The sequence below is a fragment of the Telluria sp. AIW5 genome (assembly GCF_056680575.1).
On the sequence record NZ_CM155289.1, the window covers coordinates 381,727 to 406,887 of the forward strand.

A 25,161-nucleotide genomic window follows, 5' to 3' on the forward strand; every position below is an offset into this window, starting at 1 on the left:
TTAGTTACCGACAGTCACGTAGATGTGACAGGATTGTTTAGAAATGCGATCGCCGCGGCCTTTGGCACGTGCCGTAAAGCGCTTCAGGATCGGGCCTTTTTCAACGTAGATCTCGACGACTTTCAGCTCGTCGATATCGGCGCCATCATTGTGTTCCGCATTGGCGATTGCCGACTCGAGAACCTTCTTGATGATGGTGGCGCCCTTTTTCGGGCTGAATTGCAGAATGTTGAGTGCTGCATCAACTTTCTTGCCACGGATCAGGTCAGCCACGAGGCGGCCTTTCTGGTCCGACAGGCGCACGCCTTTGAGGATAGCTTTAGTTTCCATTATTTTTTCGCCTTCTTGTCAGCGGCGTGGCCCTTGAACGTACGGGTCAGCGCGAATTCGCCGAGCTTGTGGCCAACCATGTTCTCGGAGACGTACACCGGCACGTGCAGCTTGCCGTTGTGAACTGCAATCGTCAGACCGATGAAGTCAGGCGTGATCGTCGAGCGGCGCGACCAGGTTTTGACTGGCTTTTTGTCTTTGTTCGCTTGCGCGGTTTCGACTTTTTTCACCAGGTGGGCGTCAACGAACGGCCCTTTTTTCAATGAACGAGTCATGTGTTATCCCTTATTTCTTGCCGCGGCGCGAAACGATCATCGAAGAAGTGCGCTTGTTCGAACGCGTCTTCTTACCCTTCGTCTGTTGGCCCCAAGGCGACACTGGATGGCGACCAGCTGCGGTTTTACCTTCACCACCACCGTGCGGGTGATCGACCGGGTTCATGACCACACCGCGAACGGTAGGACGAACACCGCGCCAGCGCATCGCGCCAGCTTTACCGATCTTGCGCAGGCTGTGCTCGGCATTGCCGACTTCGCCAACGGTAGCGCGGCACTCGATGTGCACGCGACGAACTTCACCCGAGCGCAGGCGGACCTGGGCGTAGGTGCCTTCGCGGGCCATCAGCACGACGGCGGCGCCGGCGGTACGGGCCATCTGGGCACCCTTACCTGGCAGCATCTCGACGCAGTGCATCACGGTACCGACCGGGATGTTACGGATTGGCAGGCAGTTACCCGACTTGATCGGCGCTTCCGAGCCGTTCATGACGCTGTCGCCGACAGCCATGCCTTTGGTGGCGATGATGTACGCACGATGACCATCCGCGTAGCACAGCAGTGCGATGTGCGCGGTACGGTTCGGGTCGTATTCAATACGCTCGACCTTGGCCGGAATACCGTCCTTGTCGTTGCGCTTGAAGTCCACCATACGGTAGTGATGCTTGTGGCCACCGCCGATGTGGCGGGTGGTGATGTGACCGTTGTTGTTACGGCCAGCAGTCTTCGATTTCTTCTCAACCAGTGCTGCGAACGGACGGCCCTTGTACAGGCCTTCGGTCACAACTTTCACCATGCCGCGGCGGCCTGGGGAGGTTGGCTTCATCTTAACGAGTGCCATTATTTAGCCTCCTCGACAAAATTGATTTCCTGGCCTGGCTTCAGGCACACGAAAGCACGCTTGGTGTGGTTGCGACGACCGTTGAAACGGCCCGAACGCTTCTGTTTGCCTTCGCGGTTCACGGTTTGCACCGATTCCACTTCGACCTTGAACAGCAGCTCGACGGCAGCCTTGATTTCCGGCTTGGTCGCGTCAGGCAGGACCTTGAACACGATCTGCTCGTTCTTTTCCGCGACGAAGGTAGCCTTTTCAGAGATGACCGGAGCCATCAGCACCTTCATCAGGCGCTCTTCGCTAAATTTGATTGCGGTGCTCATGCGTACATCTCCTCGATCTTGGCCAGTGCAGCTTTGGTGACCAGGACTTTCTTGTAGAACACCAGCGACATCGGGTCAGCTGCTTTTGGCTCGACAACCAGCACGTTCGGCAGGTTACGCGATGCCAGCAACAGGTTTTCTTCGATGGTGTCGGTGATCACCAGGACCGATTCCAGGCCCATGCCCTGCAGCTTTTGCGACAGCAGCTTGGTCTTTGGGGCTTCGATCGACAGGTTCTCGATAACGACCAGGCGGCCTTCACGGGCCAGCTGCGAGAAGATCGAGCAGATACCTGCGCGGAACATCTTCTTGTTCACTTTGTGGGTGAAGTTCTCGTCAGGCGAGTTCGGGAAGATGCGACCACCGCCGCGCCACAGTGGCGACGACGACATACCAGCACGAGCGCGGCCGGTACCTTTTTGGCGCCATGGCTTCTTCGTGGTGTGGCTGACTTCTTCACGGTCTTTTTGCTTGCGGTTACCGCTACGTGCGTTAGCTGCGTAGGCGACCACGACCTGGTGGATCAGTGCTTCGTTGTATTCGCGACCGAAGACTTCGTCGGTAGCTGCAACGCCGGCGCCGGCTTGACCTTGCTCATTCAGGAGCTGAAGTTCCATAATTAAGCTCCTTTCTGTGCTTTGGTTTTGACGGCTGGCTTGACGATCACTTGACCGTTTTTGGCGCCAGGAACTGCACCCTTGACCAGCAGCAGTTGACGCTCAGCGTCGATGCGTGCGATTTCCAGGTTCTGGGTGGTGACGGTGACGTCGCCCATGTGACCGGTCATGCGCTTGCCTGGGAACACGCGGCCTGGATCCTGCGCCATACCGATGGAGCCTGGAACGTTGTGCGAACGCGAGTTACCGTGGGTTGCACGGCCCGATGCGAAGTTGTGACGCTTGATGGTACCGGCGTAGCCTTTACCGATCGAGGTGCCTTGCACGTCGATCTTCTGGCCCACTTCGAACAGCGAGACATTGACTGCGTCGCCAGTTTTCAGTTCAGCGGCCTTGGCAGCGTCAACGCGGAATTCGCGCAGCATGGTGCCAGCTTCGACGCCTGCTTTTGCGTGGTGACCCGCAACTGCCTTGGTCACGCGGGAAGCGCGACGTTGACCGAATGCGACCTGGACTGCGGCGTAGCCGTCAGTTTCAGGAGTTTTGATTTGTGCGACACGGTTGTTCGACACGTCGAGCACGGTAACCGGGATCGAATCCCCGTCATCCGTGAAGATGCGCATCATGCCAACCTTGCGACCGAGAAGGCCCAAGCTCATTTTTTCTCCATTCCCGCCTACGATTGGGCAGGGGTAGTTGAACTACAAAAACGTACAGATTCTGATGAATCCATACCGAAGCCGGCTAGTATAGCGCGCAAAAAGGCTTGACGCAACAAGAGAATCGGGGGTATGTCGCCCCTGTTGCGCGTTTATCGCGTGTAGTCTGGAGAAGAAGGAATCTGGCAAGGCTTGCCAGCACAGAAAAGGCACTGATGCGCCTTTTCTCTACAGAATCACGAGCTGGATTCTGCGAATAATTTGAAGTGTGTCTTTGGTGGGCGGTGCAGGATTCGAACCTGCGACCCCTTGGATGTCGACCAAGTATTCTAACCAACTGAACTAACCGCCCGGGGAGCCGCATTATGCCAAGGGTTGGTGGAGTTTGCAATAGCTGAGTGTGTGCATGGGTTCGCGGGGCTGTCGCCTGCCGCGTTATCGGTCGGATCAATTCCGCGTGGGCATGCCCACCCTACGGCACGCTTCGGTCATCGACATCTTCACGCGCCAGTGGTGCACCGTAGGGCGGGCATGCCCGCGCGTTTTGCGTGCGGACCGATACCGCCCGCCCTAAGTCTTCCATAAGCCCGGATGTGTAATATCCGTCAATTAGCGTTATATTCATATGGCGCATTCGCGGCGGCCCGACGGCCGCGCCACACGACCGGCTTTACAACCTGCACCAATCACGAAAGGAGCTGTAATGGCAATCAGTCTGCAAAAAGGCGGCAACGTCAACCTCAGCAAGGAAGCACCGAATCTCACCAAGGTCGTCATCGGCCTGGGCTGGGACCCGCGCTCGACCGACGGCGCGGCCTTCGACCTCGACGGCTCCGCCTTCATGCTCAGGTCCGACGCCAAGGTGCGCGGCGACGCCGACTTCATTTTCTATAACAACCTGAAATCGAGCGACGGCTCGGTCGTGCACAACGGCGACAACACCACCGGCCAGGGCGAAGGCGACGACGAAACCCTCACCGTCGACCTCACCCGCGTGCCGCCCGAGGTCGACAAGATCTCGTTCTGCGTCACCATCCACGAAGCGGAAAGCCGGCGCCAGAACTTCGGCATGGTCGCCAAGGCCTTCATCCGCTGCCTGAACGCCAGCGGCAACGCCGAAATCGCCCGCTACGACCTCTCCGAGGACAGCTCGACCGAGACCGCCATGATCTTCGGCGAACTCTATCGCGCAGGCGGCGACTGGAAGTTCCGCGCCGTCGGCCAGGGCTTCAATGGCGGCCTCGGTCCGCTCGCGCGCTCGTTCGGCGTGAACGTCTGACCAGCCTCGGCCAGGCACCCGGTCCCGCCCGACAGCGGCGGGACTGCCCTTCTTCCCCCAACAGAAGAGTCCCATGCGCGTCTGGTTCAACCGTAGCTTTTCGTCCGTCCATACCGCGATCGAGCTGATCCGCCAGGCCGACCGGGACGAACGTTTCACCATCATCCACAGCAACCCGAATCCGAGCTCGCCCGTCGCGCGGGTGGCCCACGCGTTTCACCGGGAACCGACGGGCCTCGCCACGCCCGCCTACATCGACTGGTGCGTGGCATTCTGCCGCGCGCAGCAGGTCGAGGTTTTCGTGCCGGGGCGCGAGGCGACGGCGCTGGCCGGCGCGCACCAGCGGTTCAGCGCGATCGGCACGCGGGTGCTGAGCACCGCATCGGAAGCGCAACTGCAGCTTGTTCACGACAAGGCGCGCTTCTACGCCGAGACCATCCTCCCTGCCGCACCGGTCGCCGAGTTCCGCCACTTCGAGGACGCGGCCGGCTTCGAGGCGGCCTGGGACTTCCTGCGCCGCCGTCACGCGAAGCTCTGCGTGAAACCCTCGCATTCAATCTACGGCCTCGGTTTCGCCGTGCTCGACGAAGAGCGGAGCAGCGCCGAGCTATTGATGGCCGGCGCCGAATACCACGTCTCGCTGGCGGACTTCCGCGCCGGTATTGCCTCCCTCGGCGGTTTCCGCAGCATGCTGCTGATGGAATACCTGGACGGGCGCGAATACAGCGTCGATTGCGTCGGCGACCATGGCCGCCTGGTCAGCGCCGTGGTGCGCCGCAAATCGACCCAGGCGGGCGCCGGCCAGCGCATCGACCAGCGCGCCGACATCCTGGAGGCGACCGCGCAGCTGTGTGCCACGCATGGCCTGAACGGCATCTTCAATGTCCAGTTCCGCGAAGCGGGCGGCAAGCCGCGCCTGCTCGAGATTAATCCGCGCATGTCGGGCGGGATCGGCATGGCGTGTATCGCCGGTCCCAACCTGCCGTATATCGCACTGCGCGGCTTTGCGGATGGTTTCGAGGGTGTCGACATCGCCCCGGTCCGCGACGGCATCCGCGTCGCCGAGCTGGCGCGCGCCGTGGAGCTGGCATGAACGCGCGCGGCGACAGCTTCCCCTTCCGCCTCGCGCAGCAGCTGCCGACCGGCCTGCTCGAAGTGGCACTCCACGGCGGTGCCGGCGAACTCGACGACCTGCTCGGCTTTGCAGCCCGCGCGAACGCGAAGCGCGGCTTCCTCTTCGTGAGCAAGGTGCTGGGCAAGCACTGGCCGGTGCGCCCGAGCCGCATGCTGGCCATCCACGAACGCCTCGCTTCGAGCGTACCGGAGACGCCCGGCCCCGTGCTCTTCATCGCGATGGCGGAAACGGCCGTGGGTCTCGGCCAGGGCGTGTTCGAAGCCTGGCTGCGCAGGCATCCGGGCCAGGACGCGCTGTTCCTGCAGACGACGCGCTACCGCGTCGGCACCGGCCCCATCATCGAATTCGAGGAAGCGCACAGCCATGCGCCGCGCCAGTTCCTGCACATGCCCGCCGGTGCGCACGAGCAGGCGCTTTTAAAAAACGCGCGCACCATCGTGCTGGTCGACGACGAAGCCAGTACCGGCAACACCTTCCTCAACCTGACGCAGGCGTGCCGGCGCCTGAATCCGGCACTCGCACGCGTGCACCTGGCGGTGCTGGCCAACTTCATGGGCGCGGCAAGGACGGACGATTCAAGCGCACGTTTCGGCTTGCCGGCGACGATGGGCGCGCTGATCGAAGGCGAGTACCGTTTCACGCCCGCCGATTGCCCGGTCGATGCGGCGCCGGCACAGCGCTACGACGGGCAGGCCGAGCGTGGCGCGAGCACGGCCTTCGGACGCCTGGGCCTCACCCGTGCCCTGCGCACGCCCGACACGCTGGCAGGCGAGCTGGCGGCCGCCATCGCGCCGACCGAAAAGGTGCTGGTACTCGGCACAGGCGAATTCATGCACGCGTCGACGCTGCTGGGCGCAGCCCTCGAGCGGCGTGGCCTGGACGTCGTCGTGCAGTCGACCACGCGCTCGCCCATCCTCACCTGGGGCGCGGTCCGGCACGCCCTGCCCCTCCTCGATAACTACGGCGAAGGCATCCCCAACTTCCTGTACAACGTCGCGCCCGGCCAGTACCGGCACGTGCTGGTCTGCCACGAAACGCCTGCGGGCGAGGCCCTGCACGCTTTCGCACGCAGCCTGGATGCGCGCCTGTTCCACTACCACGCCGAGGACGATATTGAAGAAGTTCCTGTTCGCTGACCTGGACGACACCCTGTTCCAGACGCTCGAGAAATGCGCCGGGCGCGAAGCGCTCGAGCCGGCCGCGTATTACAGCAATGGCAGCATCTGCTCGTACACGACGCCCGCCCAGCGCGCCTTTTTCTCCTTCGTCGAGAAAGGCATGACGGTCATTCCCACCACGGCCCGCAGCCTCGATGCGTTCGCGCGCGTGCGCCTCGGCTTCAACAGTTATGCAATCCTGGACTTCGGCGGCATCATCCTGCAGTCCGACGGCAGCATCGACCGCGACTGGCAGGGCCGCATGCATGGCCTCATGCTGGCCGCCCTGCCCGGCCTGCGGGAGCTGTCCGGGCATATCGAAGACTGGTGCGCGCACACCGGTTACGGCGGACGGCCACGCCTGGTGGACGACGCCGGCACGCCCTTCTTCGTCGTCGTGAAAGACCCGGACAAGGTCGCGCTGAACCTGGAACGTGTCGAACGGGAAGTCGTGCTGCCCTGGCTCGCCGGCGAGGGCCAGGATTACTGTATGCACCGCAACGGCAACAACCTGGCCATCCTGCCGCGCACCCTGGACAAGGCCGAGGCGGTAGCCTGGATCACCCAGCGCCTGCGCCGCGAACATAGCGACATCATCACCTTCGGTATGGGCGACAGCCGTTCCGACGCGCGCTTCATGGCCCATTGCGACTACGCCATCATCCCGGGGCGCACGCAGCTGTCGGCACAGACGGTGGGGGCGCTTTGAGTCTCTCCTTGAGCTTCGCGGGCAGCTATCGGGACGGCGACGTGCAGTTCCTGCTCAAGCGCTTGCCGGCGGCGGATTTCGTCGACGTCGACGCGAAGGAAGCGCTGATCCAGTCCGGCCGGCGCCACTACAGCGAGATGCTGTCGCCCGAGCGGGCGCCATCGGCCCGCTACCTGGCGCTGTTCGACGAGGCCTGCCGCCTGAACGGCGAGCGCATGGCGCGCGACTGCCTGCGCCTGGCACGCCTGGTCGCGGCGCGCCGCAGCGGGCCGGTCACGCTGGTGTCGCTGGCGCGCGGCGGCACGCCGGTCGGCGTCGTGCTGAAACGCCTGCTGGAGAAGCTGTGCGCACGTCTGGCAACCCATTATTCGGTCTCGATCGTGCGCGACCGCGGCATCGACGCCAACGCCCTGCGCCACATCCTGGCGCGCGGCCACGCGCCGGAATCGATCGTCTTCGTCGACGGCTGGACCGGCAAGGGCGTGATCGCACGCGAGCTGGCGGGCTCGGTGGCCCGCTTCAATGCGCAGCACGGGGTCGCCATCGACGCCGGCCTGCACGTGCTGTCCGACCTGGCCGGTGCAGCGTCCGTCGCGGCTTCCTGCGAAGATTACCTGATCCCGTCCAGCATTTTGAACGCGACGGTCTCTGGCCTCGTCAGCCGCTCGGTACTGAGCGACGCCATCCAGCCGGGCGACTTCCACGGCTGTGTGGTGTACGACGCATTCGCCGGCGAGGACCGGTCGCGCGGCTTTGTCGGCCTGCTCGAACGCCTGGCACTTGAACAGGCGGGAACCAGCTTGCCGGCGAAAGCAGCCGATACCCGCGCCGCTGCCGCGCGATCGCAAGCCTATATCGAAGCTGCGCAAAAGCGCTACGCCATCGATGACGTCAACCTGGTAAAACCCGGCATCGGCGAAGCCACGCGCGTGCTGCTGCGCCGGGTACCGCGCCTGCTGCTGCTGCGCGACGCGCATGGTCCGGCCGTCGCACACCTGCGCCTGCTGGCCGAAGAAAAATGCGTGCCGGTCGAGATCGACTCGTCACTGCCCTACCAAGCCGTATCGCTGATCAGGAGTGCGTCGGATGCATAAATCGATGGGCGCGTCGCTGTACGTGCCGGCCAACCATAAAGACCTGCTGCAGATCGCCAATGGCGAGAAACTGCCGCAGGCACGCTCGCTGATCTTCTGTACCGAAGACTCGGTCGCCGACCGCGACCTGGGCTGGGCGCTGTTCAACCTGTCGGTCGTGCTGCAGAACATGCACGATGAGGTCCAGGCGGAGCGCTTTGTGCGCGTGCGCAGCCCCGACGTGCTGGCGCGCGTGCTGGCAATGAAAGGCGTCCATAAACTGACCGGCTTCGTGATCCCGAAGGCGACGCGCCAGAACTTCGAGTCTTATTACCGCCTCGTGCGCGACACCGGCCACATGCTGATGCCGACGCTGGAAACGGCAGACGTGTTCAGCGAGCGCGAGATGGAAGCCTTCCGCGACCTGCTGCAGTCGCCCGGCGTGCGCGCCCGCATCCTGGCGCTGCGCATCGGCGGCAACGATTTATTGGCCCTGCTCGGCCTGCGCCGGCCGCGCGCCATGACACTCTACCGCACGCCGCTCGGCCCCGTGATCGCGCGCCTGGTGACCATCTTCCGCCCGCACGGCTTCATGCTCACCGCCCCCGTGTTCGAGCACCTGGATTTGCCGGAGCTGCTGGCGCAGGAGGTCGTCGAGGATATCGCCTACGGCATGGTCGGCAAGACCGCGATCCACCCGAGCCAGATCGTGCCGATCGAAGAGCACTACAAAGTGAAAGCGCAGGACCTGGCGGCCGCGCACGCGATCCTCGACGAGAACAGCCCCGCCGTCTTCAAGATGCACGAGTCGATGTGCGAAGTGGCCACGCACCGGGCCTGGGCCGAGCGCACGGTCGCGCAATCGCATCTGTTCGGCGCCCATGGCGCCACCGTTTTGAACACCGAAAGGGAAGGCACATGAACCAATTTGCACGCGGCCAGAAGGGCAAGCTGGCGGACCTCGGCGTTGGCGGCAGCTTCAACGTCGACCTCGACATCAACGCACCCGGCTTTTCGGTCGACGTCTCCTGCTTCGGCCTGGACGGCGCCGACAAGCTGTCGGACGAGCGCTACATGATCTTCTACAACCAGCTGGCCAGCCCGGGCGACGCGGTGCGCCTCAGCGTTGGCAGCGGCCCGGCGCGCTTTCAGGTCAAGCTCGACGCCCTGCCGGCATCGATCGCGAAACTTGTCTTCGTCGCGGCGATCGACGGCGTGCAAACGATGCGCGCCCTCGGCAGCTGCAGCCTGGCGGTGGGCAGCGCCCTGCGCTTTCCCTGGTCGGGCGCCGACTTCGGCGACGAAAAGGCGGTCATTGTGGCCGAGATCTACCGGAAGGATGGCCAGTGGCGCTTCGGCGCGGTCGGCCAGGGGTTCAATGGCGGCCTGTCGGCGCTGCTGAAGCACTTTGGCGGGACCGAGGCGCCGGCCGCGTCGCGCGCGCCATCGGCGGCGGCGGCGGCCGCGCCGAAAGTCTCGCTCTCGAAAGTCACGCTCGAAAAGCGCGGCGACAAGGTCTCGCTCGACAAGCGCGCGGGCGCCGGCTTTGGCCGCATCCACGTCAACCTGAACTGGAACCGCTCGGGCATGGCGCATGCGCCGGCGCCGCAGGCGCCGCAGAAGAGCGGGCTGCTCGGCCGCCTGAGCGGCGCGCTCGACAGCGCGATGGCCTCGCGGCGCCGCTCCGGCGGCATCGACCTCGACCTCGGCTGCATGTTCGAACTCAGCGACGGCCGCAAGGGCCTGGTGCAGGCGCTCGGCAATTCCTGGGGCGATTACGAGCGCGCGCCCTTCATGAAGCTCGACGCCGACGACCGCACCGGCGCGTCGAGCAACGGCGAGAACCTGTACATCAACGGCGACCAGTTCGCGCAGATCCGGCGTGCGATCATTTTCTCGTTCATCTACGAGGGCGTGCCGAACTGGTCGGCGACCGATGGCGTGGTGACGATCGTGGTGCCGAACCAGGCGCCGATCGAGGTCCGGCTCGACGGCGGCGGCAGCCAGATGATGTGCGCGATCGCGATGCTGGAGAACCAGGGCGGCCAGCTGCAGGTGACGAAGATGACGGAATACTTCGAGCAGCAGGGCAAAACCAGCGCGCACGAAATGATGGACCGGCGGTTTAATTTCGGGCTGCGCTGGAAGACCGGGACCAAAGAGTGATCCCGCTGCCTTGATCGCACCGTAGGGTGGGCATGCCCACGCGTTCCGGCATTCGCATATCGAAACGCCACGCGCGAACCGCGGTGCACGATCCAACCGTGTTTTTGAACGGTCGGGTATGTCGGAGCACGAACGCGTGGGCATGCCCACCCTACAGTGCACTTCCGTTCGTGGAGGTATCGGGCAGCATAGTATCGGTACGTAAACGGAATCGGGGCCGGGAAGGTTCGCCAGATGGCGGCCCTTCCCGGCCCCGATGTATTTTCGGCTCGCGGATCGCTCCGCGTTTGCCCGAAAAATTACTGCAGCTTGATTTCGACGTCGACGCCAGCTGGCAGGTCCAGCTTCATCAGTGCGTCGACGGTCTTGTCGGTTGGGTCCACGATGTCCATCAGACGCTGGTGCGTACGGATTTCGAACTGGTCGCGCGAGGTCTTGTTGACGTGCGGGGAACGCAGGACGTCGAAACGCTGGATGCGGGTCGGCAGTGGGACTGGGCCCTTGACGACGGCGCCAGTGCGCTTGGCGGTGTCGACGATTTCCAGTGCGGACTGGTCGATCAGCTTGTAGTCGAACGCTTTCAGGCGGATGCGAATTTTTTGATTTGCGGACATGCGATTTCCTTGGAAAAGAGCGAACCGGCTTGTTGCCGGCAATGATTTGTCAGGTACTACGTGCAGCAAAGGAGCGAGAGTATAGCATCGTTCCGCGTTACGCAGAGAGGGCAGAACCGAAATTCTGCCCCCTCTGTTGTATGCCCAGGACGCTCATCAGAGCGCCCTGGCAACGATCAAAGCCTGATTAGGCAAGGATCTTGGCAACAACACCGGCGCCGACGGTACGGCCGCCTTCGCGGATTGCGAAGCGCAGGCCTTCTTCCATCGCGATCGGGTTGATCAGCTTGACGGTGATCGACACGTTATCGCCTGGCATGACCATTTCCTTGTCCGCTGGCAGCTCGATCGAGCCGGTCACGTCGGTGGTACGGAAGTAGAACTGCGGACGGTAGTTGTTGAAGAACGGGGTGTGACGGCCGCCTTCATCTTTCGACAGAACGTAGATCTCGCCGGTGAAGTGGTTGTGCGGCTTGATCGAACCTGGCTTTGCCAGGACCTGACCACGCTGGACATCTTCACGCTTGGTGCCGCGCAGCAGCAGGCCGACGTTGTCGCCAGCTTGACCCTGGTCCAGCAGCTTGCGGAACATTTCCACGCCGGTGCAAGTCGTCTTGACGGTGTCGATGATGCCGACGATTTCGATTTCTTCGCCGACCTTGACGATACCGCGCTCGACACGACCGGTAACGACGGTGCCGCGACCCGAGATCGAGAACACGTCTTCCACTGGCATCAGGAAGGCGCCGTCAACAGCGCGCTCTGGCGTCGGGATGTAGGTGTCGAGGGCATTTGCCAGGGCGATGATGCAGTCTTCGCCCATTGGACCTGGCTTGCCTTCGAGGGCCATACGTGCCGAACCCTTGATGATTGGCAGGTCGTCGCCTGGGAACTCGTACTTCGAAAGCAACTCACGCACTTCCATTTCGACCAGTTCCAGCAGCTCTTCGTCATCGACCAGGTCGCACTTGTTCAGGAACACGATGATGTACGGAACGCCAACCTGACGCGCCAGCAGGATGTGCTCGCGGGTCTGTGGCATTGGGCCGTCGGCGGCCGAGCACACCAGGATCGCGCCGTCCATCTGCGCAGCACCGGTAATCATGTTCTTGATGTAGTCGGCGTGGCCTGGGCAGTCAACGTGTGCGTAGTGACGGTTTTCGGTCTCGTACTCGACGTGCGCGGTGTTGATGGTGATGCCGCGTGCCTTCTCTTCCGGAGCTGCATCGATCTGGTCGTATGCCTTCGCTTCGCCGCCGAATTTCTTCGACAGGACGGTAGCGATTGCTGCGGTCAGCGTGGTCTTGCCGTGGTCAACGTGTCCGATGGTACCGACGTTGACGTGCGGCTTGGTCCGCTCGAATTTACCTTTTGCCATTTTGATCTTCCTTTAAAAGAACGATTTATTGTGTTTTATTTTTTCGCCCCGGCAGTGACGTCACCGCCAGGGCGTAATTACTGATATTACTTCGACTTGGCAGTGACGATCGCGTCGATCACGTGCTTAGGCGCTTCCGAATAGTGCTTGAATTCCATCGTGTAGGTTGCACGGCCCTGGGTCGCCGAACGCAGCGAGGTCGAGTAACCAAACATTTCCGACAGAGGCACTTCGGCTTTGATGATCTTGCCACCGCCGCCTGGGATTTCGTCCATGCCCTGCACCATGCCGCGGCGGGACGACAGGTCGCCCATCACGTTACCGGCGTAGTCTTCCGGCGTTTCCACTTCGACCGACATCATCGGCTCGAGGATGACCGGGTTCGCCTTGCGGCAGCCGTCCTTGAATGCCATCGAACCGGCCATACGGAACGCGTTCTCGTTCGAGTCGACGTCGTGGTACGAACCGAAGGTGACGGTGACCTTGACGTCAACGACCGGGTAACCAGCCAGCACGCCGGCGGTCAGGGTTTCGCGCACACCCTTCTCGACTGCAGGGATGTATTCGCGAGGAATCACACCGCCCTTGATGGCGTCGATGAATTCGAAACCCTTGCCCGGCTCTTGCGGCTCGATCGTCAGCACGGCGTGACCGTACTGACCACGGCCACCCGACTGCTTGACGAACTTGCCTTCGACGTCGGTGACTGCCTTGCGGATCGTTTCACGGTAGGCAACCTGTGGCTTGCCGACGGTTGCTTCGACGCCGAATTCGCGCTTCATGCGGTCAACGATAATTTCCAGGTGCAGCTCGCCCATACCACCGATGATGGTCTGGCCCGATTCTTCATCGGTACGCACGCGGAACGACGGATCTTCCTGTGCCAGGCGGTTCAGGGCCAGGCCCATCTTTTCCTGGTCAGCCTTGGTCTTCGGCTCGACAGCCTGCTGGATGACCGGCTCAGGGAAGACCATCTTTTCGAGCGTGATGATCGCCGAAGGATCGCACAGGGTTTCGCCCGTGGTCGCTTCTTTCAGGCCGACCGCAGCGGCGATGTCGCCGGCGCGGACTTCCTTGATTTCTTCGCGCTGGTTCGCGTGCATCTGCAGAATACGACCCAGGCGTTCCTTCTTGCCCTTGACCGGGTTGTAGACGGTGTCGCCCGACTTGATCATGCCCGAGTACACGCGGAAGAAGATCAGCTGGCCGACGAACGGGTCGGTCATGATCTTGAATGCCAGTGCAGCGAACTTCTCGTCGTCCGACGCGGTGCGGGTGACCGGCTGGTCATCCTCATCGGTACCGCCGACTGGCGGAATGTCGATCGGCGACGGCAGGTATTCGATCACGCCGTCGAGCATGGCTTGCACGCCCTTGTTCTTGAACGCGGTGCCGCACATCATCGGGACGATTTCCGATGCGATGGTACGCTGGCGCAGGGCGGCCTTGATCTCTTCTTCCGAGAGGTCGCCTTCTTCCAGGTACTTGTTCATCAGCTCTTCGGTCGCTTCAGCAGCGGTTTCGACCAGCTTCTCGCGCCATTCGTTGGCTTGATCGACCAGTTCGGCCGGGATCTCGCGGTAGTCGAACTTCATGCCCTGCGACGCGTCGTCCCAGTAGATGGCCTTCATCTTGACGAGGTCGACCACGCCCAGGAAGTTCTCTTCCGCGCCGATCGGGATCTGCAGCGGAATCGGGTTTGCCTTCAGGCGAGCGCGCATCTGGTCATAGACCTTGAAGAAGTTCGCACCGGTACGGTCCATCTTGTTGACGAAGGCCAGACGTGGGACTTTGTACTTGTTAGCCTGGCGCCACACGGTTTCCGACTGTGGCTGCACGCCGCCGACTGCGCAGTAAACCATGCAGGCGCCGTCGAGCACGCGCATCGAGCGTTCGACTTCAATGGTGAAGTCTACGTGGCCCGGGGTGTCGATGATGTTGATGTGGTGCGGCTCGAAGTTGTTGGCCATACCCTTCCAGAAGCAGGTCGTCGCTGCCGAGGTAATGGTAATGCCGCGTTCCTGCTCCTGCTCCATCCAGTCCATGGTCGCGGCGCCGTCGTGCACTTCGCCGATCTTGTGGTTCACGCCCGTGTAGAACAGGACGCGTTCGGTCGTCGTCGTTTTGCCGGCGTCGATGTGAGCGGAGATACCGATATTGCGGTAGCGCTCAATGGGGGTCTTGCGTGCCATAATTTTTCCTAAATCTTTGAATGGACAAAACCGGGCGGCATCTTGGAGATCAAAATGTGCCCGGCCTGAACAACTGATACTGCACGGCCTTGCCCCCGGAGAGGATTGGCCAATAACTTAGAAGCGGAAGTGCGAGAACGCCTTGTTCGCTTCGGCCATACGGTGCACTTCGTCACGACGCTTCATCGCGCCGCCGCGCATTTCGGCCGCTTCCATCAGTTCACCGCCGAGGCGTTGTGGCATGGATTTTTCGCTGCGCTTGTTTGCGGCTTCGCGCAACCAACGCATGGACAGCGCCATACGACGGACCGGACGAACTTCCACTGGCACCTGGTAGTTGGCGCCGCCGACACGGCGGGATTTCACCTCGACCATCGGCTTGCAGTTGTTGATCGCGGCCGCGAACACTTCCAGCGGGTCCTTGCCCGATTTGGTCTGGATATGTTCAAACGCACCGTAGATGATGTTTTCAGCGACCGATTTTTTACCGGACAGCATCAGGACGTTGACGAACTTGGCGACATCCGTGTTGCCGAATTTTGGATCTGGCAGGATCTCGCGCTTGGGTACTTCACGACGACGTGGCATTTCAATTCCTTTATCTTCAGTTGAGTGCTTGTTCCGCACTCGCGAGGGCCATCATGACCACTCACTTACTCGGCCTTCCGGCCGGCTCAACTTAACGTTTAAATGTGACCTCGATATGACCGAGACCGCAGATGATTACTTCTTGGCGCCGGCCTTGGCGCGCTTCGCACCGTACTTCGAGCGAGCTTGCTTACGGTCTTTCACGCCCTGGGTATCCAGTGCACCGCGGACCATGTGGTAACGCACACCCGGCAAGTCTTTGACACGACCGCCGCGCAGCAGGACAACGCTGTGCTCTTGCAGGTTGTGGCCTTCGCCGCCGATGTACGAAATGACTTCGAAACCGTTGGTCAGGCGAACTTTGGCGACCTTACGCAGAGCCGAGTTAGGCTTCTTCGGGGTCGTGGTGTACACACGGGTGCAGACACCGCGCTTTTGCGGGCAGTTTTCAAGTGCCGGCGACTTGCTCTTCACAACCGCGGCAACGCGCGGCTTGCGAATCAGTTGATTGATGGTTGGCATCGTTCCTAATCCAACAAAGTACTACAGTTGATGACCCGAACATTGGCGCCCGGGGACTGAAACCTAGTCCCGAAATATCGACAGCGGAGGCGACGAAAGCCACTCACCGAAGGAGCGGCTGCGAATGCGTAGGCGATGTGCAGAATAAATCGAGAACTCGCGAGTATAGACTTGTCGCAAACCGCGGTCAACCGATTTGCTGATTTTCTGGGCAGCCTCAGGGCGGAATCCGCGAACGGCTGTGGTAGTCCTGACACAATTGATGGCGCAGGCCCCGCAGCGCGCCCGCCAGCAGAATAGCATTTCCTGCGATAAAGGCCGGATAATAGCGGTCTTTCCCTCGCCACCCCTCCCGATGCGATCTCTGCTGCGCCCCGCCAACCTTGCTCTCGTGCTCACTTACCTGGTGCTGTCGGTGGTGCCCTTCTTTCCGCTGGCAATCGGCCTGCCCGTCGCGCGGCCGGCCCAGCTCGCCGGCATGGCCGTGATCGCCTGGATCGCCGCCTGGGCCCTGTTCAAGCGCCCGGCGTATTTTCATTGGCTGCTGCTGCCGGCGTTTATTGCGCTGCCGGCCGAGCTGTACCTGTATGTGTATTACGGCCAGGGCATCTCGACCCACCACCTGGGCATCATGGCCGAGACCAGTCCGCTGGAGGCGCTGGAGTTCCTGGGCGCGCGCGCCTGGCTGCTGCTGGGCGTGATGGTGGCTGTCGTTGCCTGGTGGGCGGCCACCTGGCGGATCGCGCTGGCGACGCGCGACTTCGACTGGAACGACCGCTCGCGGTCGCTCGTGCTGGGCCTGCTGGTGGCGGCCTGCGCCCTGTTCGCCTACGGCCAGAAAGCGGGCCTGGCGCCCACGACGCTGGCCCCGGCGCCGCAGGTGGCGAAGAAGCTAACGACGCCGGCGTCCGCCCTGCCGCGCCTGCCGCACTGGGCGCAGCCGCCCTTCGACATCAAGGCCTTTGCCCAGTCCTGGCCCTTCGGCGTGGTGGCGCGCGGGCTCGATTTTTACAAGGAACGCGTCTACCTGGCCGACCTGCGGCGGCGCAGCGCATCGTTCCGCTTCAACGCCCGGCAGGCCGACCCGGCCAATACGCCGGACGTGATCGTGATGGTGCTGGGCGAATCCTCGCGTTTCGACCGCTGGAGCCTGAACGGCTATGCGCGCCCGACCAATCCCTTGCTGGCGCAAGAGAAGAACCTGGTGCCGCTGCAGGATCTGATCACCTCGGTCTCGGCCACGCGCCTGTCGGTGCCGGTCATCATTTCGCGCAAGCCGGCGATGAAAAGTTTAAAAGACGGCTTTACGGAAAAATCCTTCATCACCGCCTTCCATGAAGCCGGCTATAAAACCTTCTGGTTGTCGAACCAGATCTCCTTCGGCAAATTCGATACGCCCGTTTCCGTGTTCGCCAAGGAAGCGGACCAGGTCGAATTCCTGAACCTGGGCGGCTTTACGGACAATTCGAATTTCGACGAGGTGCTGTTCGGGCCCTTCGGACGCGCGCTGGCCGACCCTGCGCAAAAGAAGCTGATCGTCCTGCACACGCTGGGCAGCCACTGGAATTATGCGCACCGCTATCCGGCCCGCTTCGACCAGTGGAAGCCGTCGTTAATGGGTGTGAACAAACCGGTGCTGACCGATGATGCGATCGAGCCGCAGCTGAACAACAGCTACGACAATTCGATTTTATATACGGACTGGTTCCTGGCCCAGCTGATCGACACCCTGAAAGGATCGAACAAGGCCGCGGCGCTGATGTACGTGGCCGATCACGGCCAGACCCTGTTCGACGGCAGTTGCCGCCAGGTTTTCCATGGCCATAACACGCAGTTCGAATTCCACGTGCCGGCCTTTGCCTGGTATTCGGATGCCTACGGCGCGCGCTTTCCGGACAAGCTTGTCCAGTTACGCGCGCACCGCGCGGCGCCGCTCTCCACCGAAAACGTGTTTCATACCCTGGTCGACCTGGGCGACATCCGCTATCCCGGCGAAACACTCGACCGCAGCATCGTCAGCGGCCAGCTGGTGCGCCATAAACGCTATGTCGACAGTTACGGCTGGACCGATTACGACAACGCCCGGATCAGGGGCGATTGCCATGAAGTGATCGACAAGGGCACGCCGCTGCCGCGCAGGTAATGGCGGCGAATCGCCATCAGGCCGACAGTTTCTGCATCTCCGCGTACAGGTCGGCCTTGCCCTCGAAGCCGATGCCCGGCAGGTCCGGCATGGTGATGTAGCCATTCTCGACTTTTACCCCGTCCGGGAAGCCGCCGAAGGGCTGGAACAGGTCCGGATAGGACTCGTTGCCGCCCAGTCCCAGGCCGGCCGCGATGTTGAGCGACATCTGGTGCCCGCCGTGCGGCATGCACCGGCCTGGCGACCAGCCGTGCTCGCGCAGCATGTCCAGGGTGCGCAGGTATTCGACCAGGCCGTACGAGAGCGCGCAGTCGAACTGCAGCCAGTCGCGGTCGGCGCGCATGCCGCCGTAGCGGACCAGGTTGCGCGCGTCCTGCATCGAGAACAGGTTCTCGCCGGTCGCCATCGGATTTTTATAGTAGTTGCGCAGCGTCGCCTGCAGCTCGAAGTCGAGCGGGTCGCCCGCCTCCTCGTACCAGAACAGGTCGTACTGCGACAGCGCTTTCGCATAGGCGATCGCGGTATCGAGGTCGAAACGGCCGTTGGCATCCACCGCCAGCTTCTGGCCGTCCTGCAGCACGGACAAGATGCTGTCGATCCGGCGCAGGTCTTCGTCGAGCGAGGCGCCGCCGATCTTCTTTTTCACCACCGTGTAGCCGCGGTCGATATAGCTGCGCATCTCGTCCTTCAGCTTGCCGTGGTCCTGGCCCGGATAGTAATAACCGCCGGCGGCGTAGACGAAGACTTGACGATCCGGCGTGCCCTTGCCGTAGCGGTCGGCCAGCAGCTGGAACAGGGGTTTGCCCTCGATCTTGGCCACCGCATCCCAGATCGCCATGTCGATGGTGCCGATGGCCACCGAGCGCTCGCCGTGGCCGCCCGGCTTTTCGTTGGTGAACATGCAGTCCCAGATCTTGTGCGGATCGAGGTTGGTGCCGGCTTCATCGACCAGCGAGCCCGGATCGGCTTCAAGGATGCGTGGAATGAAACGCTCGCGCATCAGCTTGCCCTGGCCGTAGCGGCCGTTCGAATTGAAACCGTAGCCGACGACCGGCTTGCCGTCGCGGATGACGTCGGTGATCACGGCCACCAGGCTCAGCGTCATCTTGCTGAAGTCGATGTAGGCATTCCGGATCGGCGAGCTGATGGGTAAAGTTTGTTCACGGATTTCTACGATTTTCACGGGTGTCTCCTGGATGTGGTCTGGTGCGGGAAAGCCATAGCTTAATCGGCACAGGCCGACCTATAATTCACTCACATTCAATTATTAAGTGAAAAAAAGTGAAAACTGAGCCGACCTCGGACATGCAGTTTTTCGTGCTCGTCGCCCGCCACGGCAGCCTGGCCGCGGCGGCGCGCGCCATCGACCTGACGCCGCCGGCGGCAACCAAGCGCCTGGCCGCGCTGGAGGGCCGGCTCGGCGTGCGCCTGCTGAACCGCACCACGCGCAGCCTCAGCCTGACGAGCGAGGGCGAGACCTACCTGCGCCATGCCACGCGCATCCTGGCGGAAGTGGAAGAGATGGAAGACGAAGTAGCGCAAGGGCGCGCTACTCCGCGGGGACTGCTGCGTGTGAACGCGACGCTCGGTTTCGGGCGCACGACGATCGCGCCGCTGGTGTCCAGCTTCGCCGCCCGCTATCCGGACGTCGAGGTGCAAATGGAAGTGACCGACCGGCCGGTCGACCTGGTCGAGAGCGGTTTCGACCTGGCGATCCGCTTCGGCGCGCTGCCGGACAAGCGCCTCAATGCGCGCCGCATCCTGTCGAACCGGCGCTTCCTGTGCGCCTCCCCGGGCTACCTCGAGCGCCATGGCGCCCCGCGCAGCCTGGACGAGCTGGCGCACCATCGCTGCATCATCCACCGCCAGAACGACGATGCCTATGGTATCTGGCGCTTCGTGCACAAGGACGATACCGAAGTCGTCAAAGTCCAGGGTATGTTGTCGAGCAACGACGGCGACATCGTGCTGGGATGGGCGCTCGACGGCCACGGCATCCTGGTCAGGTCGGAATGGGACCTGGCCAGGTACCTCGACAGTGGACGGCTGAAAATCGTGCTGCCCGAATTCGCCCTACCTGCGGCCGACCTGTTCGTCTACTATCCCAGCCAGCGCAACCAGACGCTCCGTGCGCGCGCCTTCATCGATTTTCTTGTCGAGCATTTCCAGGCGCCGCAAGCGCGGCGCCCATAAGGCAGAGCGCGCGTTCAGCAGGCGGCCAGCTTCACGCGTTCGACTTCGAGGCCGAATAGCGGACGCAGGTTCGTGCCGAGGACGTTGCCGGCAAACGCTGCCACCAGCCACAGCCAACCGTGCAGGCTGCCCGAGACGATGCCGCTGAAATAGGCGCCGATGTTGCAGCCGTAGGCCAGGCGCGCGCCGAAGCCCAGCATCAGGCCGCCGACCACCGCCGCGATAAACGAGCGCAGCGGCAGGCGCCACACCGGCGCATAGCGGCCGGCCAGCGCCGCGGCCAGCATCGCGCCGAGCACGATACCGAGGTCCATCATCGAGGTCACGTCATGCGACACGGGCGCGGCGAGCGCGGCGGCATTCGCCTTGGTCGACCAGTAGGCCCAGCTCGGGGTATCGATGCCGATCAGCGCCGCCGCCTTGGCGCCCCACAGCGCAAAGGCGGAGGTCACGCCCCACGGCCGGCCCGACAGCGCCAGCGTCGCAAAATTCAGGACCACCAGCGCCAGCGCGCCCGCCACCAGCGGCCACGGACCGCGCAGCCAGCGCGAGCCCTGCACGGGTTTCAGGGGCGAGACGACGATCCGGCCGTGACGGCGTTTTTCGACGACGATCGTGATGACCGCGATCAGGGCGAACACCACCCAGTTCAGCAGCAGCGCCGGCGCCAGGCCCAGCGTCTTGACGAGGGAGATCGGCGCCAGTTGCGGCAGCGAAGTCCAGAATGGCATGTAGGCGGTGGCGATGACGGAACCGGCGATAAAGGCGATCAAGGTGACGATCATGCGCGTGCTGCCGCCGCCGACCGTGTACAGCGTGCCGGAGGCGCAGCCGCCGCCGAGCTGCATGCCGATGCCGAAGATGAAGGCGCCGACGACGACCGAGGTGCCGGCCGGCGACACCAGGCCGGTGACCGGGTTGCCGAACAGCGTGCCGTTGGCGAGCGCCGGGAAGAACAGCGCCACGCCGACCGCGAGCATGAGCATTTGCGCGCGCAGGCCCGCGCCGCGGCCGTCGGCAATGAAGACGCGCCAGGCGGAAGTAAAACCGAAGGCCGCGTGGTAGAGCGCGACGCCAAGCAGCGCGCCGACCACGTACAGCGCGGCCAGGCGCGCGCTGACGGTCTGCGCCAGGTACCAGGCGCCGAGCAGGATGAGGACAAGCGCGACGCCGAAGGGTTTCAGGTTGATGTCGGCGCGGCCAGGAAGAGCAGCAGTTGTGGAATTGGACATGGGGATGAATTAAGCCGGAAACCGTAATCTGCCATTTTCGCGCTTTTAGGTTTTTTTTGCAGCGAACGCATGTACGGAGGGACGTGGGGCTGTTACCTGCCCTGCTATCAATATGTTGAATCCGCATGGGCATGCCCATCCTACATTCGACGCTACGTATCCGGGTTTCGTATCATCTCGCCGATACCGTGACCGTAGGATGGGCATGCCCATGCGGACCGTGCGGACCGATAACATCACAGGCAACAGCCCCACACCCCCCCGACACCCCTGTGTCCGCGTACGTACGGACACCCTGGCCCGGACACACCGGACACCCGTCCGCCCACGTGTCCGCCCAATCAAATCAAGTACTTACCCCCTGGCACGGATCGTGCGATAACGACAGCATTCACGTCGTTACCAAAACCACCATGATCCGCGATACATCCCATCAAGACACCGTCGTCGCCGCGCCAGCGGGCCAAAAAACCAAACGGCGCGCGCTGCTGGCCGGCGGCGCCATCGCGCTGGTCGCCATCGCCGCCCTGCTCCTGTCCAGCTGGCGCAACAGCGAACACTCCGTCAGCGCCAGCCGCCTGCGCATCGCCGAAGTCGGCCGCGGCACCCTGGTGCGCGACGCTTCCGTCAACGGCCGCGTCGTCGCCGCCGTCAGCCCGACCCTGTTCTCGACCGCGCCGGCCACCGTCAACCTGAAAGTCGCGGCCGGCGACACCGTCCGACGGGGCGACGTCCTTGCCGTGCTCGAATCCCCCGACCTCTCCGACGCCCTGAAACGCGAGCAGTCGACCTACGAACAGCTGAAGGCGGAAGTCGCACGCCAGCAGATCCTGTCGCGCAAGCAGAAGCTGCTGGCCCAGCGCGAAGCCGACGTCGCCGAGATCGACCGCCTGTCGGCCCAGCGCACGCTCGAGCGCTACGAGAGCGTGGCGCAGGTCGGCGTCATCGCCAAGATCGATTACCAGAAAGCGAAGGACGCGCTGAACTCGGCCGGCATCCGCGCCAGACACGCGACCCAGGCGGCCGCCCTCGAAGGCGACGACGTGGCCCTCGCCATCCGCACCAAGACCAACGAAATGGAACGCGCCCGCCTGTCGATGGCGAACGCCCAGCGCCGCGTGGACGAATTGACGGTGCACGCCCCGGTGGATGGCTTCATCGGCACATTGAACGTGCAGAACCGGATGGTGGTCGCCGCCAACGCACCGCTGATGACCCTGGTCGATTTATCGCGCCTGGAAGTCGAACTCGAAGTTCCGGAAACCTATGTGTCGGACATGGGCCTCGGCATGACGGCCGAAATCACCCTGCCTTCGGGTACCGCCACCGGCAAGCTGGTCGCGCTGTCGCCGGAAGTCGTGAAAAACCAGGTGCTGGCGCGCGTCCGCTTCGACGGTGCCCAGCCGAAGGGCCTGCGCCAGAGCCAGCGCGTCACGGCGCGCCTGCTGATCGAGGAAAAGCCGAACGTCGTCCTGCTGGCGCGCGGCCCCTTCGTGGAAAGCGAAGGCGGACGCTTCGCCTACGTGGTCCAGGACGGCATCGCCGTGCGCACCCCGATCCAGCTGGGCGCGACCAGCATCTCCGCCGTCGAAATCGTCTCCGGCCTGAAACCGGGCGACAAGGTCGTCGTCGCCGGCACCGACACCTTCGAGAACGCAGCCCGCGTCTCGATCAATCGTTAATAACAACTTCTCCTGAAAGGACATCCCATGCTGCGCATGACCAAGCTCTCCAAGGTGTACCGTACCCACATGATCGAGACCCACGCGCTGCGCGGCTTCGAGATCCAGGTAAATAAAGGCGAGTTCGTGACCGTTACCGGCCCTTCGGGCTCGGGCAAGACCAGTTTTCTCAACATCGCCGGCCTGCTGGAAGAATTCACCAGCGGAGAATATGTGCTCGACGGCGTCAACGTGAAGGGCATGAACGACGATGCGCGTTCGCGCCTGCGCAACGAGAAGCTCGGTTTCATCTTCCAGGGTTTTAATTTGATCCCCGACCTGAGCCTGTTCGACAACGTCGACGTTCCCTTGCGCTACCGCGGCTTCAACGCGGCCGAGCGCAAGGAACGCATCGAGGACGCGCTGGCGAAAGTGGGTCTCGCCTCGCGCATGAAGCACTTCCCGGCCGAGCTGTCGGGCGGCCAGCAGCAGCGCGTGGCGATCGCGCGCGCACTGGCCGGTTCGCCGAAGCTGCTGCTGGCCGACGAACCGACCGGTAACCTCGACACCCAAATGGCGCGCGGCGTGATGGAACTGCTGGAAGAGATCAACGCGGCCGGCACCACGATCCTGATGGTCACGCACGATCCGGAACTGGCGGTGCGCACCACCCGCAACGTGCACATCATCGACGGCCAGGTGTCGGACCTGGTGCGCAAGGGGCCGACGCTGGCCACGACCAGCATGGCATAAGGAGAGAATCCATGTTCAGCTATTACTTCAAGCTCGGCCTGCGCAGCCTGCGCCGCAATCCGGCCCTCACCGTCCTGATGGTGCTGACGCTCGCCATCGGCGTGGCCGCCAGCGTCTCGACGCTGACCATCCTGCACATGATGTCGGGCGACCCGATCCCGCAAAAGAGCGACCGCCTGTTCGTGCCGATCTTCGACGTGGCGCCGGTCGACAACTACAAGCCCGGCGACAAGCTGCGCGAGAGCCAGGTCAGCTATCCGGATGTGATGAACCTGCTGAAAAGCGGCCAGGGCGTGCGCCGTACCGGCCTGTTTGGCATCTCGGCGCCGATCGAACCGCCGCGCAAGGACCTGCCCGTGTTCTCGAGCAACGGCATGGCGCCGACGCGCGATTTCTTTGCGATGTTCGAGGTCCCCTTCCTGCACGGCCAGGCCTGGAGCGTGCAGGACGACGAACGCGGCGCCGATGTCGTCGTGCTCAGCCGCGAGATTTCGGAAAAGCTGTTCGGCAACGCCGATCCGGTTGGCCGCCGCATCAACGTGATGAACACCCCGTTCACCATCGTCGGCGTGATCGACAAATGGGTGCCGCAGCCGCGCTACTACCGGCTGGTCGGCGGCGAGCAGTTCGGCAAGGGCGAAGACCTCTTCATTCCGTTGGCCAGTGCGATCCGTCACGAGGCCACCCGCAACGGCGGCATGAATTGCTCCGAACGCTCCGATCCCGGCTTCCAGGGCGTCCTGCGCTCGAACTGCACCTGGCTCCAGTTCTGGTTCGAGACCGCGTCCAGCAGCGACCGCGCCGCGCTGCAGGACTACATCGACAGCTACGCCGCCGAGCAGCGCAAACTCGGCCGCATGAAGCGCGCCGCGCCCAATAAGCTGTTCAACGTGACCGAGTGGATGGAAGAGCGCGAAGTAGTCGCCAAGGACACCAAATTGTCCGCCTGGCTCGCCTTCGGCTTCCTGCTGCTCTGCCTCGTGAACACCATCGGGCTGCTGCTGGCGAAATTCTCGGTGCGCGCCGCCGAAGTCGGCATCCGCCGCGCGCTGGGCGCTTCGCGCCGCGAGATCTTCCGCCAGTTCCTGATCGAGAGCGCCGTCGTCGGCCTGGCCGGCGGCGTGCTGGGCCTGGTCCTCGCCTTCGGCGCGCTGGCCCTGCTCGGAATGCAGGGCAGTGAAGTGTCCGTGGTCGCCCGCATGGACCTGACGATGCTCGCCTTTACCTTCGCGCTGTCGGTGTTCGCCGCCGTGCTGGCCGGACTGCTGCCGACCTGGCGCGCCTGCCAGGTCACGCCCGCCCTCCAACTCAAATCACAATAAGCGAG

General features: G+C 63.1%; 25 protein-coding genes and 1 tRNA gene. 12 read left to right on the forward strand and 14 right to left on the reverse strand.

Annotated elements, in window-relative coordinates; all coding sequences use genetic code 11:
• The 7 genes from rplV to AC1MEM_RS01755 form a co-directional block, all read right to left on the reverse strand.
• Positions 1-333 carry a 50S ribosomal protein L22 gene (gene rplV, locus AC1MEM_RS01725; protein WP_181017582.1) on the reverse strand — a complete coding sequence of 111 codons (333 nt, stop codon included), beginning with the start codon at positions 331-333 and terminating at the stop codon, positions 1-3.
• Complete coding sequence (gene rpsS / locus AC1MEM_RS01730; protein ID WP_182990704.1) at positions 330-605, reverse strand: 30S ribosomal protein S19; 276 nt, start codon at positions 603-605, stop codon at positions 330-332. Before rpsS ends, rplV begins: the two co-directional genes overlap by 4 nt.
• Positions 606-615: 10 nt before the next feature.
• Entirely contained in the window at positions 616-1,446 is an 831-nt protein-coding gene (gene rplB, locus AC1MEM_RS01735; protein ID WP_499474955.1) for a 50S ribosomal protein L2, read from the reverse strand.
• Complete coding sequence (gene rplW / locus AC1MEM_RS01740) at positions 1,446-1,763, reverse strand: 50S ribosomal protein L23 (protein ID WP_182990702.1); 318 nt, start codon at positions 1,761-1,763, stop codon at positions 1,446-1,448. The genes rplB and rplW overlap by 1 nt, the downstream gene beginning before the upstream one ends.
• Entirely contained in the window at positions 1,760-2,380 is a 621-nt protein-coding gene (rplD, locus tag AC1MEM_RS01745) for a 50S ribosomal protein L4 (RefSeq protein WP_499474956.1), read from the reverse strand. Before rplD ends, rplW begins: the two co-directional genes overlap by 4 nt.
• A gap of 2 nt (positions 2,381-2,382) precedes the next feature.
• A complete protein-coding gene (gene rplC / locus AC1MEM_RS01750; protein ID WP_494380040.1) occupies positions 2,383-3,039 on the reverse strand; it encodes a 50S ribosomal protein L3 in 657 nt (218 codons plus the stop codon).
• Between the two features lie 275 nt (positions 3,040-3,314).
• Positions 3,315-3,391, reverse strand: a tRNA-Val gene (locus AC1MEM_RS01755).
• 351 nt (positions 3,392-3,742) lie between these two features.
• On the opposite strand from AC1MEM_RS01755, the gene AC1MEM_RS01760 reads away from it, so the two are divergent.
• From AC1MEM_RS01760 to AC1MEM_RS01790, 7 genes are all read left to right on the forward strand, one after another.
• Positions 3,743-4,318, forward strand: a complete 576-nt coding sequence (locus AC1MEM_RS01760; RefSeq protein WP_499474957.1) for a TerD family protein — start codon at positions 3,743-3,745, stop codon at positions 4,316-4,318.
• A 73-nt stretch (positions 4,319-4,391) separates the two neighbouring features.
• Positions 4,392-5,411 carry an ATP-grasp domain-containing protein gene (locus tag AC1MEM_RS01765; RefSeq protein ID WP_499474958.1) on the forward strand — a complete coding sequence of 340 codons (1,020 nt, stop codon included), beginning with the start codon at positions 4,392-4,394 and terminating at the stop codon, positions 5,409-5,411.
• The gene (locus AC1MEM_RS01770; RefSeq protein WP_499474959.1) at positions 5,408-6,589 is read left to right on the forward strand and encodes a phosphoribosyltransferase domain-containing protein; all 1,182 of its coding nucleotides are present in this window, start codon (positions 5,408-5,410) and stop codon (positions 6,587-6,589) included. The genes AC1MEM_RS01765 and AC1MEM_RS01770 overlap by 4 nt, the downstream gene beginning before the upstream one ends.
• Positions 6,567-7,319, forward strand: a complete 753-nt coding sequence (locus AC1MEM_RS01775; RefSeq protein ID WP_499474960.1) for an HAD family hydrolase — start codon at positions 6,567-6,569, stop codon at positions 7,317-7,319. Before AC1MEM_RS01770 ends, AC1MEM_RS01775 begins: the two co-directional genes overlap by 23 nt.
• A complete protein-coding gene (locus AC1MEM_RS01780; RefSeq protein ID WP_499474961.1) occupies positions 7,316-8,413 on the forward strand; it encodes a cysteine protease StiP domain-containing protein in 1,098 nt (365 codons plus the stop codon). Before AC1MEM_RS01775 ends, AC1MEM_RS01780 begins: the two co-directional genes overlap by 4 nt.
• The gene (locus tag AC1MEM_RS01785) at positions 8,406-9,314 is read left to right on the forward strand and encodes an HpcH/HpaI aldolase/citrate lyase family protein (RefSeq protein WP_499474962.1); all 909 of its coding nucleotides are present in this window, start codon (positions 8,406-8,408) and stop codon (positions 9,312-9,314) included. Before AC1MEM_RS01780 ends, AC1MEM_RS01785 begins: the two co-directional genes overlap by 8 nt.
• Positions 9,311-10,558, forward strand: coding sequence for a TerD family protein (locus AC1MEM_RS01790; protein ID WP_499474963.1), 1,248 nt, complete (start codon positions 9,311-9,313; stop codon positions 10,556-10,558). The genes AC1MEM_RS01785 and AC1MEM_RS01790 overlap by 4 nt, the downstream gene beginning before the upstream one ends.
• A gap of 299 nt (positions 10,559-10,857) precedes the next feature.
• Here AC1MEM_RS01790 and rpsJ read toward each other — a convergent pair whose 3' ends face one another.
• The 5 genes from rpsJ to rpsL all read right to left on the reverse strand — a co-directional run bounded on the left by rpsJ (position 10,858) and on the right by rpsL (position 15,852).
• Complete coding sequence (rpsJ, locus tag AC1MEM_RS01795) at positions 10,858-11,172, reverse strand: 30S ribosomal protein S10 (protein ID WP_136219921.1); 315 nt, start codon at positions 11,170-11,172, stop codon at positions 10,858-10,860.
• Positions 11,173-11,359: 187 nt separating this feature from the next.
• A complete protein-coding gene (gene tuf, locus AC1MEM_RS01800) occupies positions 11,360-12,550 on the reverse strand; it encodes an elongation factor Tu (RefSeq protein ID WP_499474964.1) in 1,191 nt (396 codons plus the stop codon).
• A gap of 86 nt (positions 12,551-12,636) precedes the next feature.
• Positions 12,637-14,742, reverse strand: a complete 2,106-nt coding sequence (gene fusA, locus AC1MEM_RS01805; RefSeq protein ID WP_499474965.1) for an elongation factor G — start codon at positions 14,740-14,742, stop codon at positions 12,637-12,639.
• Between the two features lie 117 nt (positions 14,743-14,859).
• Positions 14,860-15,330 carry a 30S ribosomal protein S7 gene (gene rpsG / locus AC1MEM_RS01810; protein ID WP_056336784.1) on the reverse strand — a complete coding sequence of 157 codons (471 nt, stop codon included), beginning with the start codon at positions 15,328-15,330 and terminating at the stop codon, positions 14,860-14,862.
• A 135-nt stretch (positions 15,331-15,465) separates the two neighbouring features.
• Positions 15,466-15,852, reverse strand: a complete 387-nt coding sequence (gene rpsL / locus AC1MEM_RS01815; protein WP_056336781.1) for a 30S ribosomal protein S12 — start codon at positions 15,850-15,852, stop codon at positions 15,466-15,468.
• 355 nt (positions 15,853-16,207) lie between these two features.
• Between rpsL and AC1MEM_RS01820 the strand changes: the two genes are divergently transcribed.
• A complete protein-coding gene (locus AC1MEM_RS01820) occupies positions 16,208-17,995 on the forward strand; it encodes a phosphoethanolamine transferase (RefSeq protein WP_499474966.1) in 1,788 nt (595 codons plus the stop codon).
• Between the two features lie 16 nt (positions 17,996-18,011).
• On the opposite strand, the gene AC1MEM_RS01825 is transcribed toward AC1MEM_RS01820, so the two are convergent.
• Positions 18,012-19,178 (reverse strand): mandelate racemase/muconate lactonizing enzyme family protein, encoded by a 1,167-nt coding sequence (locus AC1MEM_RS01825; protein WP_499474967.1) that lies wholly within the window; start codon positions 19,176-19,178, stop codon positions 18,012-18,014.
• A gap of 98 nt (positions 19,179-19,276) precedes the next feature.
• On the opposite strand from AC1MEM_RS01825, the gene AC1MEM_RS01830 reads away from it, so the two are divergent.
• Complete coding sequence (locus tag AC1MEM_RS01830) at positions 19,277-20,188, forward strand: LysR family transcriptional regulator (protein WP_499474968.1); 912 nt, start codon at positions 19,277-19,279, stop codon at positions 20,186-20,188.
• A gap of 14 nt (positions 20,189-20,202) precedes the next feature.
• On the opposite strand, the gene AC1MEM_RS01835 is transcribed toward AC1MEM_RS01830, so the two are convergent.
• Entirely contained in the window at positions 20,203-21,420 is a 1,218-nt protein-coding gene (locus tag AC1MEM_RS01835) for a YeeE/YedE family protein (protein ID WP_499474969.1), read from the reverse strand.
• A 413-nt stretch (positions 21,421-21,833) separates the two neighbouring features.
• On the opposite strand from AC1MEM_RS01835, the gene AC1MEM_RS01840 reads away from it, so the two are divergent.
• The 3 genes from AC1MEM_RS01840 to AC1MEM_RS01850 are packed head-to-tail and all read left to right on the forward strand — an operon-like array spanning position 21,834 to position 25,156.
• Entirely contained in the window at positions 21,834-23,102 is a 1,269-nt protein-coding gene (locus AC1MEM_RS01840) for an efflux RND transporter periplasmic adaptor subunit (RefSeq protein ID WP_499474970.1), read from the forward strand.
• A 27-nt stretch (positions 23,103-23,129) separates the two neighbouring features.
• A complete protein-coding gene (locus AC1MEM_RS01845) occupies positions 23,130-23,834 on the forward strand; it encodes an ABC transporter ATP-binding protein (RefSeq protein WP_499474972.1) in 705 nt (234 codons plus the stop codon).
• Positions 23,835-23,845: 11 nt separating this feature from the next.
• Complete coding sequence (locus AC1MEM_RS01850; RefSeq protein ID WP_499474973.1) at positions 23,846-25,156, forward strand: ABC transporter permease; 1,311 nt, start codon at positions 23,846-23,848, stop codon at positions 25,154-25,156.
• Positions 25,157-25,161 lie beyond the last annotated feature (5 nt).

What these genes read in the sequence shown, in the direction of transcription:
- AC1MEM_RS01785 (WP_499474962.1), top strand. Translation starts at nt 8,406, where the DNA reads ATGCATAAATCGATGGGCGCGTCGCTGTACGTGCCGGCCAACCATAAA.
- fusA (WP_499474965.1), bottom strand. Translation starts at nt 14,742, where the DNA reads ATGGCACGCAAGACCCCCATTGAGCGCTACCGCAATATCGGTATCTCC.
- AC1MEM_RS01840 (WP_499474970.1), top strand. Translation starts at nt 21,834, where the DNA reads ATGATCCGCGATACATCCCATCAAGACACCGTCGTCGCCGCGCCAGCG.
- AC1MEM_RS01845 (WP_499474972.1), top strand. Translation starts at nt 23,130, where the DNA reads ATGCTGCGCATGACCAAGCTCTCCAAGGTGTACCGTACCCACATGATC.
- rpsL (WP_056336781.1), bottom strand. Translation starts at nt 15,852, where the DNA reads ATGCCAACCATCAATCAACTGATTCGCAAGCCGCGCGTTGCCGCGGTT.
- AC1MEM_RS01760 (WP_499474957.1), top strand. Translation starts at nt 3,743, where the DNA reads ATGGCAATCAGTCTGCAAAAAGGCGGCAACGTCAACCTCAGCAAGGAA.
- AC1MEM_RS01770 (WP_499474959.1), top strand. Translation starts at nt 5,408, where the DNA reads ATGAACGCGCGCGGCGACAGCTTCCCCTTCCGCCTCGCGCAGCAGCTG.
- rplW (WP_182990702.1), bottom strand. Translation starts at nt 1,763, where the DNA reads ATGAGCACCGCAATCAAATTTAGCGAAGAGCGCCTGATGAAGGTGCTG.
- rpsS (WP_182990704.1), bottom strand. Translation starts at nt 605, where the DNA reads ATGACTCGTTCATTGAAAAAAGGGCCGTTCGTTGACGCCCACCTGGTG.
- AC1MEM_RS01835 (WP_499474969.1), bottom strand. Translation starts at nt 21,420, where the DNA reads ATGTCCAATTCCACAACTGCTGCTCTTCCTGGCCGCGCCGACATCAAC.
- AC1MEM_RS01820 (WP_499474966.1), top strand. Translation starts at nt 16,208, where the DNA reads ATGCGATCTCTGCTGCGCCCCGCCAACCTTGCTCTCGTGCTCACTTAC.
- rplD (WP_499474956.1), bottom strand. Translation starts at nt 2,380, where the DNA reads ATGGAACTTCAGCTCCTGAATGAGCAAGGTCAAGCCGGCGCCGGCGTT.
- rplB (WP_499474955.1), bottom strand. Translation starts at nt 1,446, where the DNA reads ATGGCACTCGTTAAGATGAAGCCAACCTCCCCAGGCCGCCGCGGCATG.
- rpsG (WP_056336784.1), bottom strand. Translation starts at nt 15,330, where the DNA reads ATGCCACGTCGTCGTGAAGTACCCAAGCGCGAGATCCTGCCAGATCCA.
- AC1MEM_RS01765 (WP_499474958.1), top strand. Translation starts at nt 4,392, where the DNA reads ATGCGCGTCTGGTTCAACCGTAGCTTTTCGTCCGTCCATACCGCGATC.
- rplC (WP_494380040.1), bottom strand. Translation starts at nt 3,039, where the DNA reads ATGAGCTTGGGCCTTCTCGGTCGCAAGGTTGGCATGATGCGCATCTTC.
- AC1MEM_RS01850 (WP_499474973.1), top strand. Translation starts at nt 23,846, where the DNA reads ATGTTCAGCTATTACTTCAAGCTCGGCCTGCGCAGCCTGCGCCGCAAT.
- AC1MEM_RS01790 (WP_499474963.1), top strand. Translation starts at nt 9,311, where the DNA reads ATGAACCAATTTGCACGCGGCCAGAAGGGCAAGCTGGCGGACCTCGGC.
- rpsJ (WP_136219921.1), bottom strand. Translation starts at nt 11,172, where the DNA reads ATGTCCGCAAATCAAAAAATTCGCATCCGCCTGAAAGCGTTCGACTAC.
- tuf (WP_499474964.1), bottom strand. Translation starts at nt 12,550, where the DNA reads ATGGCAAAAGGTAAATTCGAGCGGACCAAGCCGCACGTCAACGTCGGT.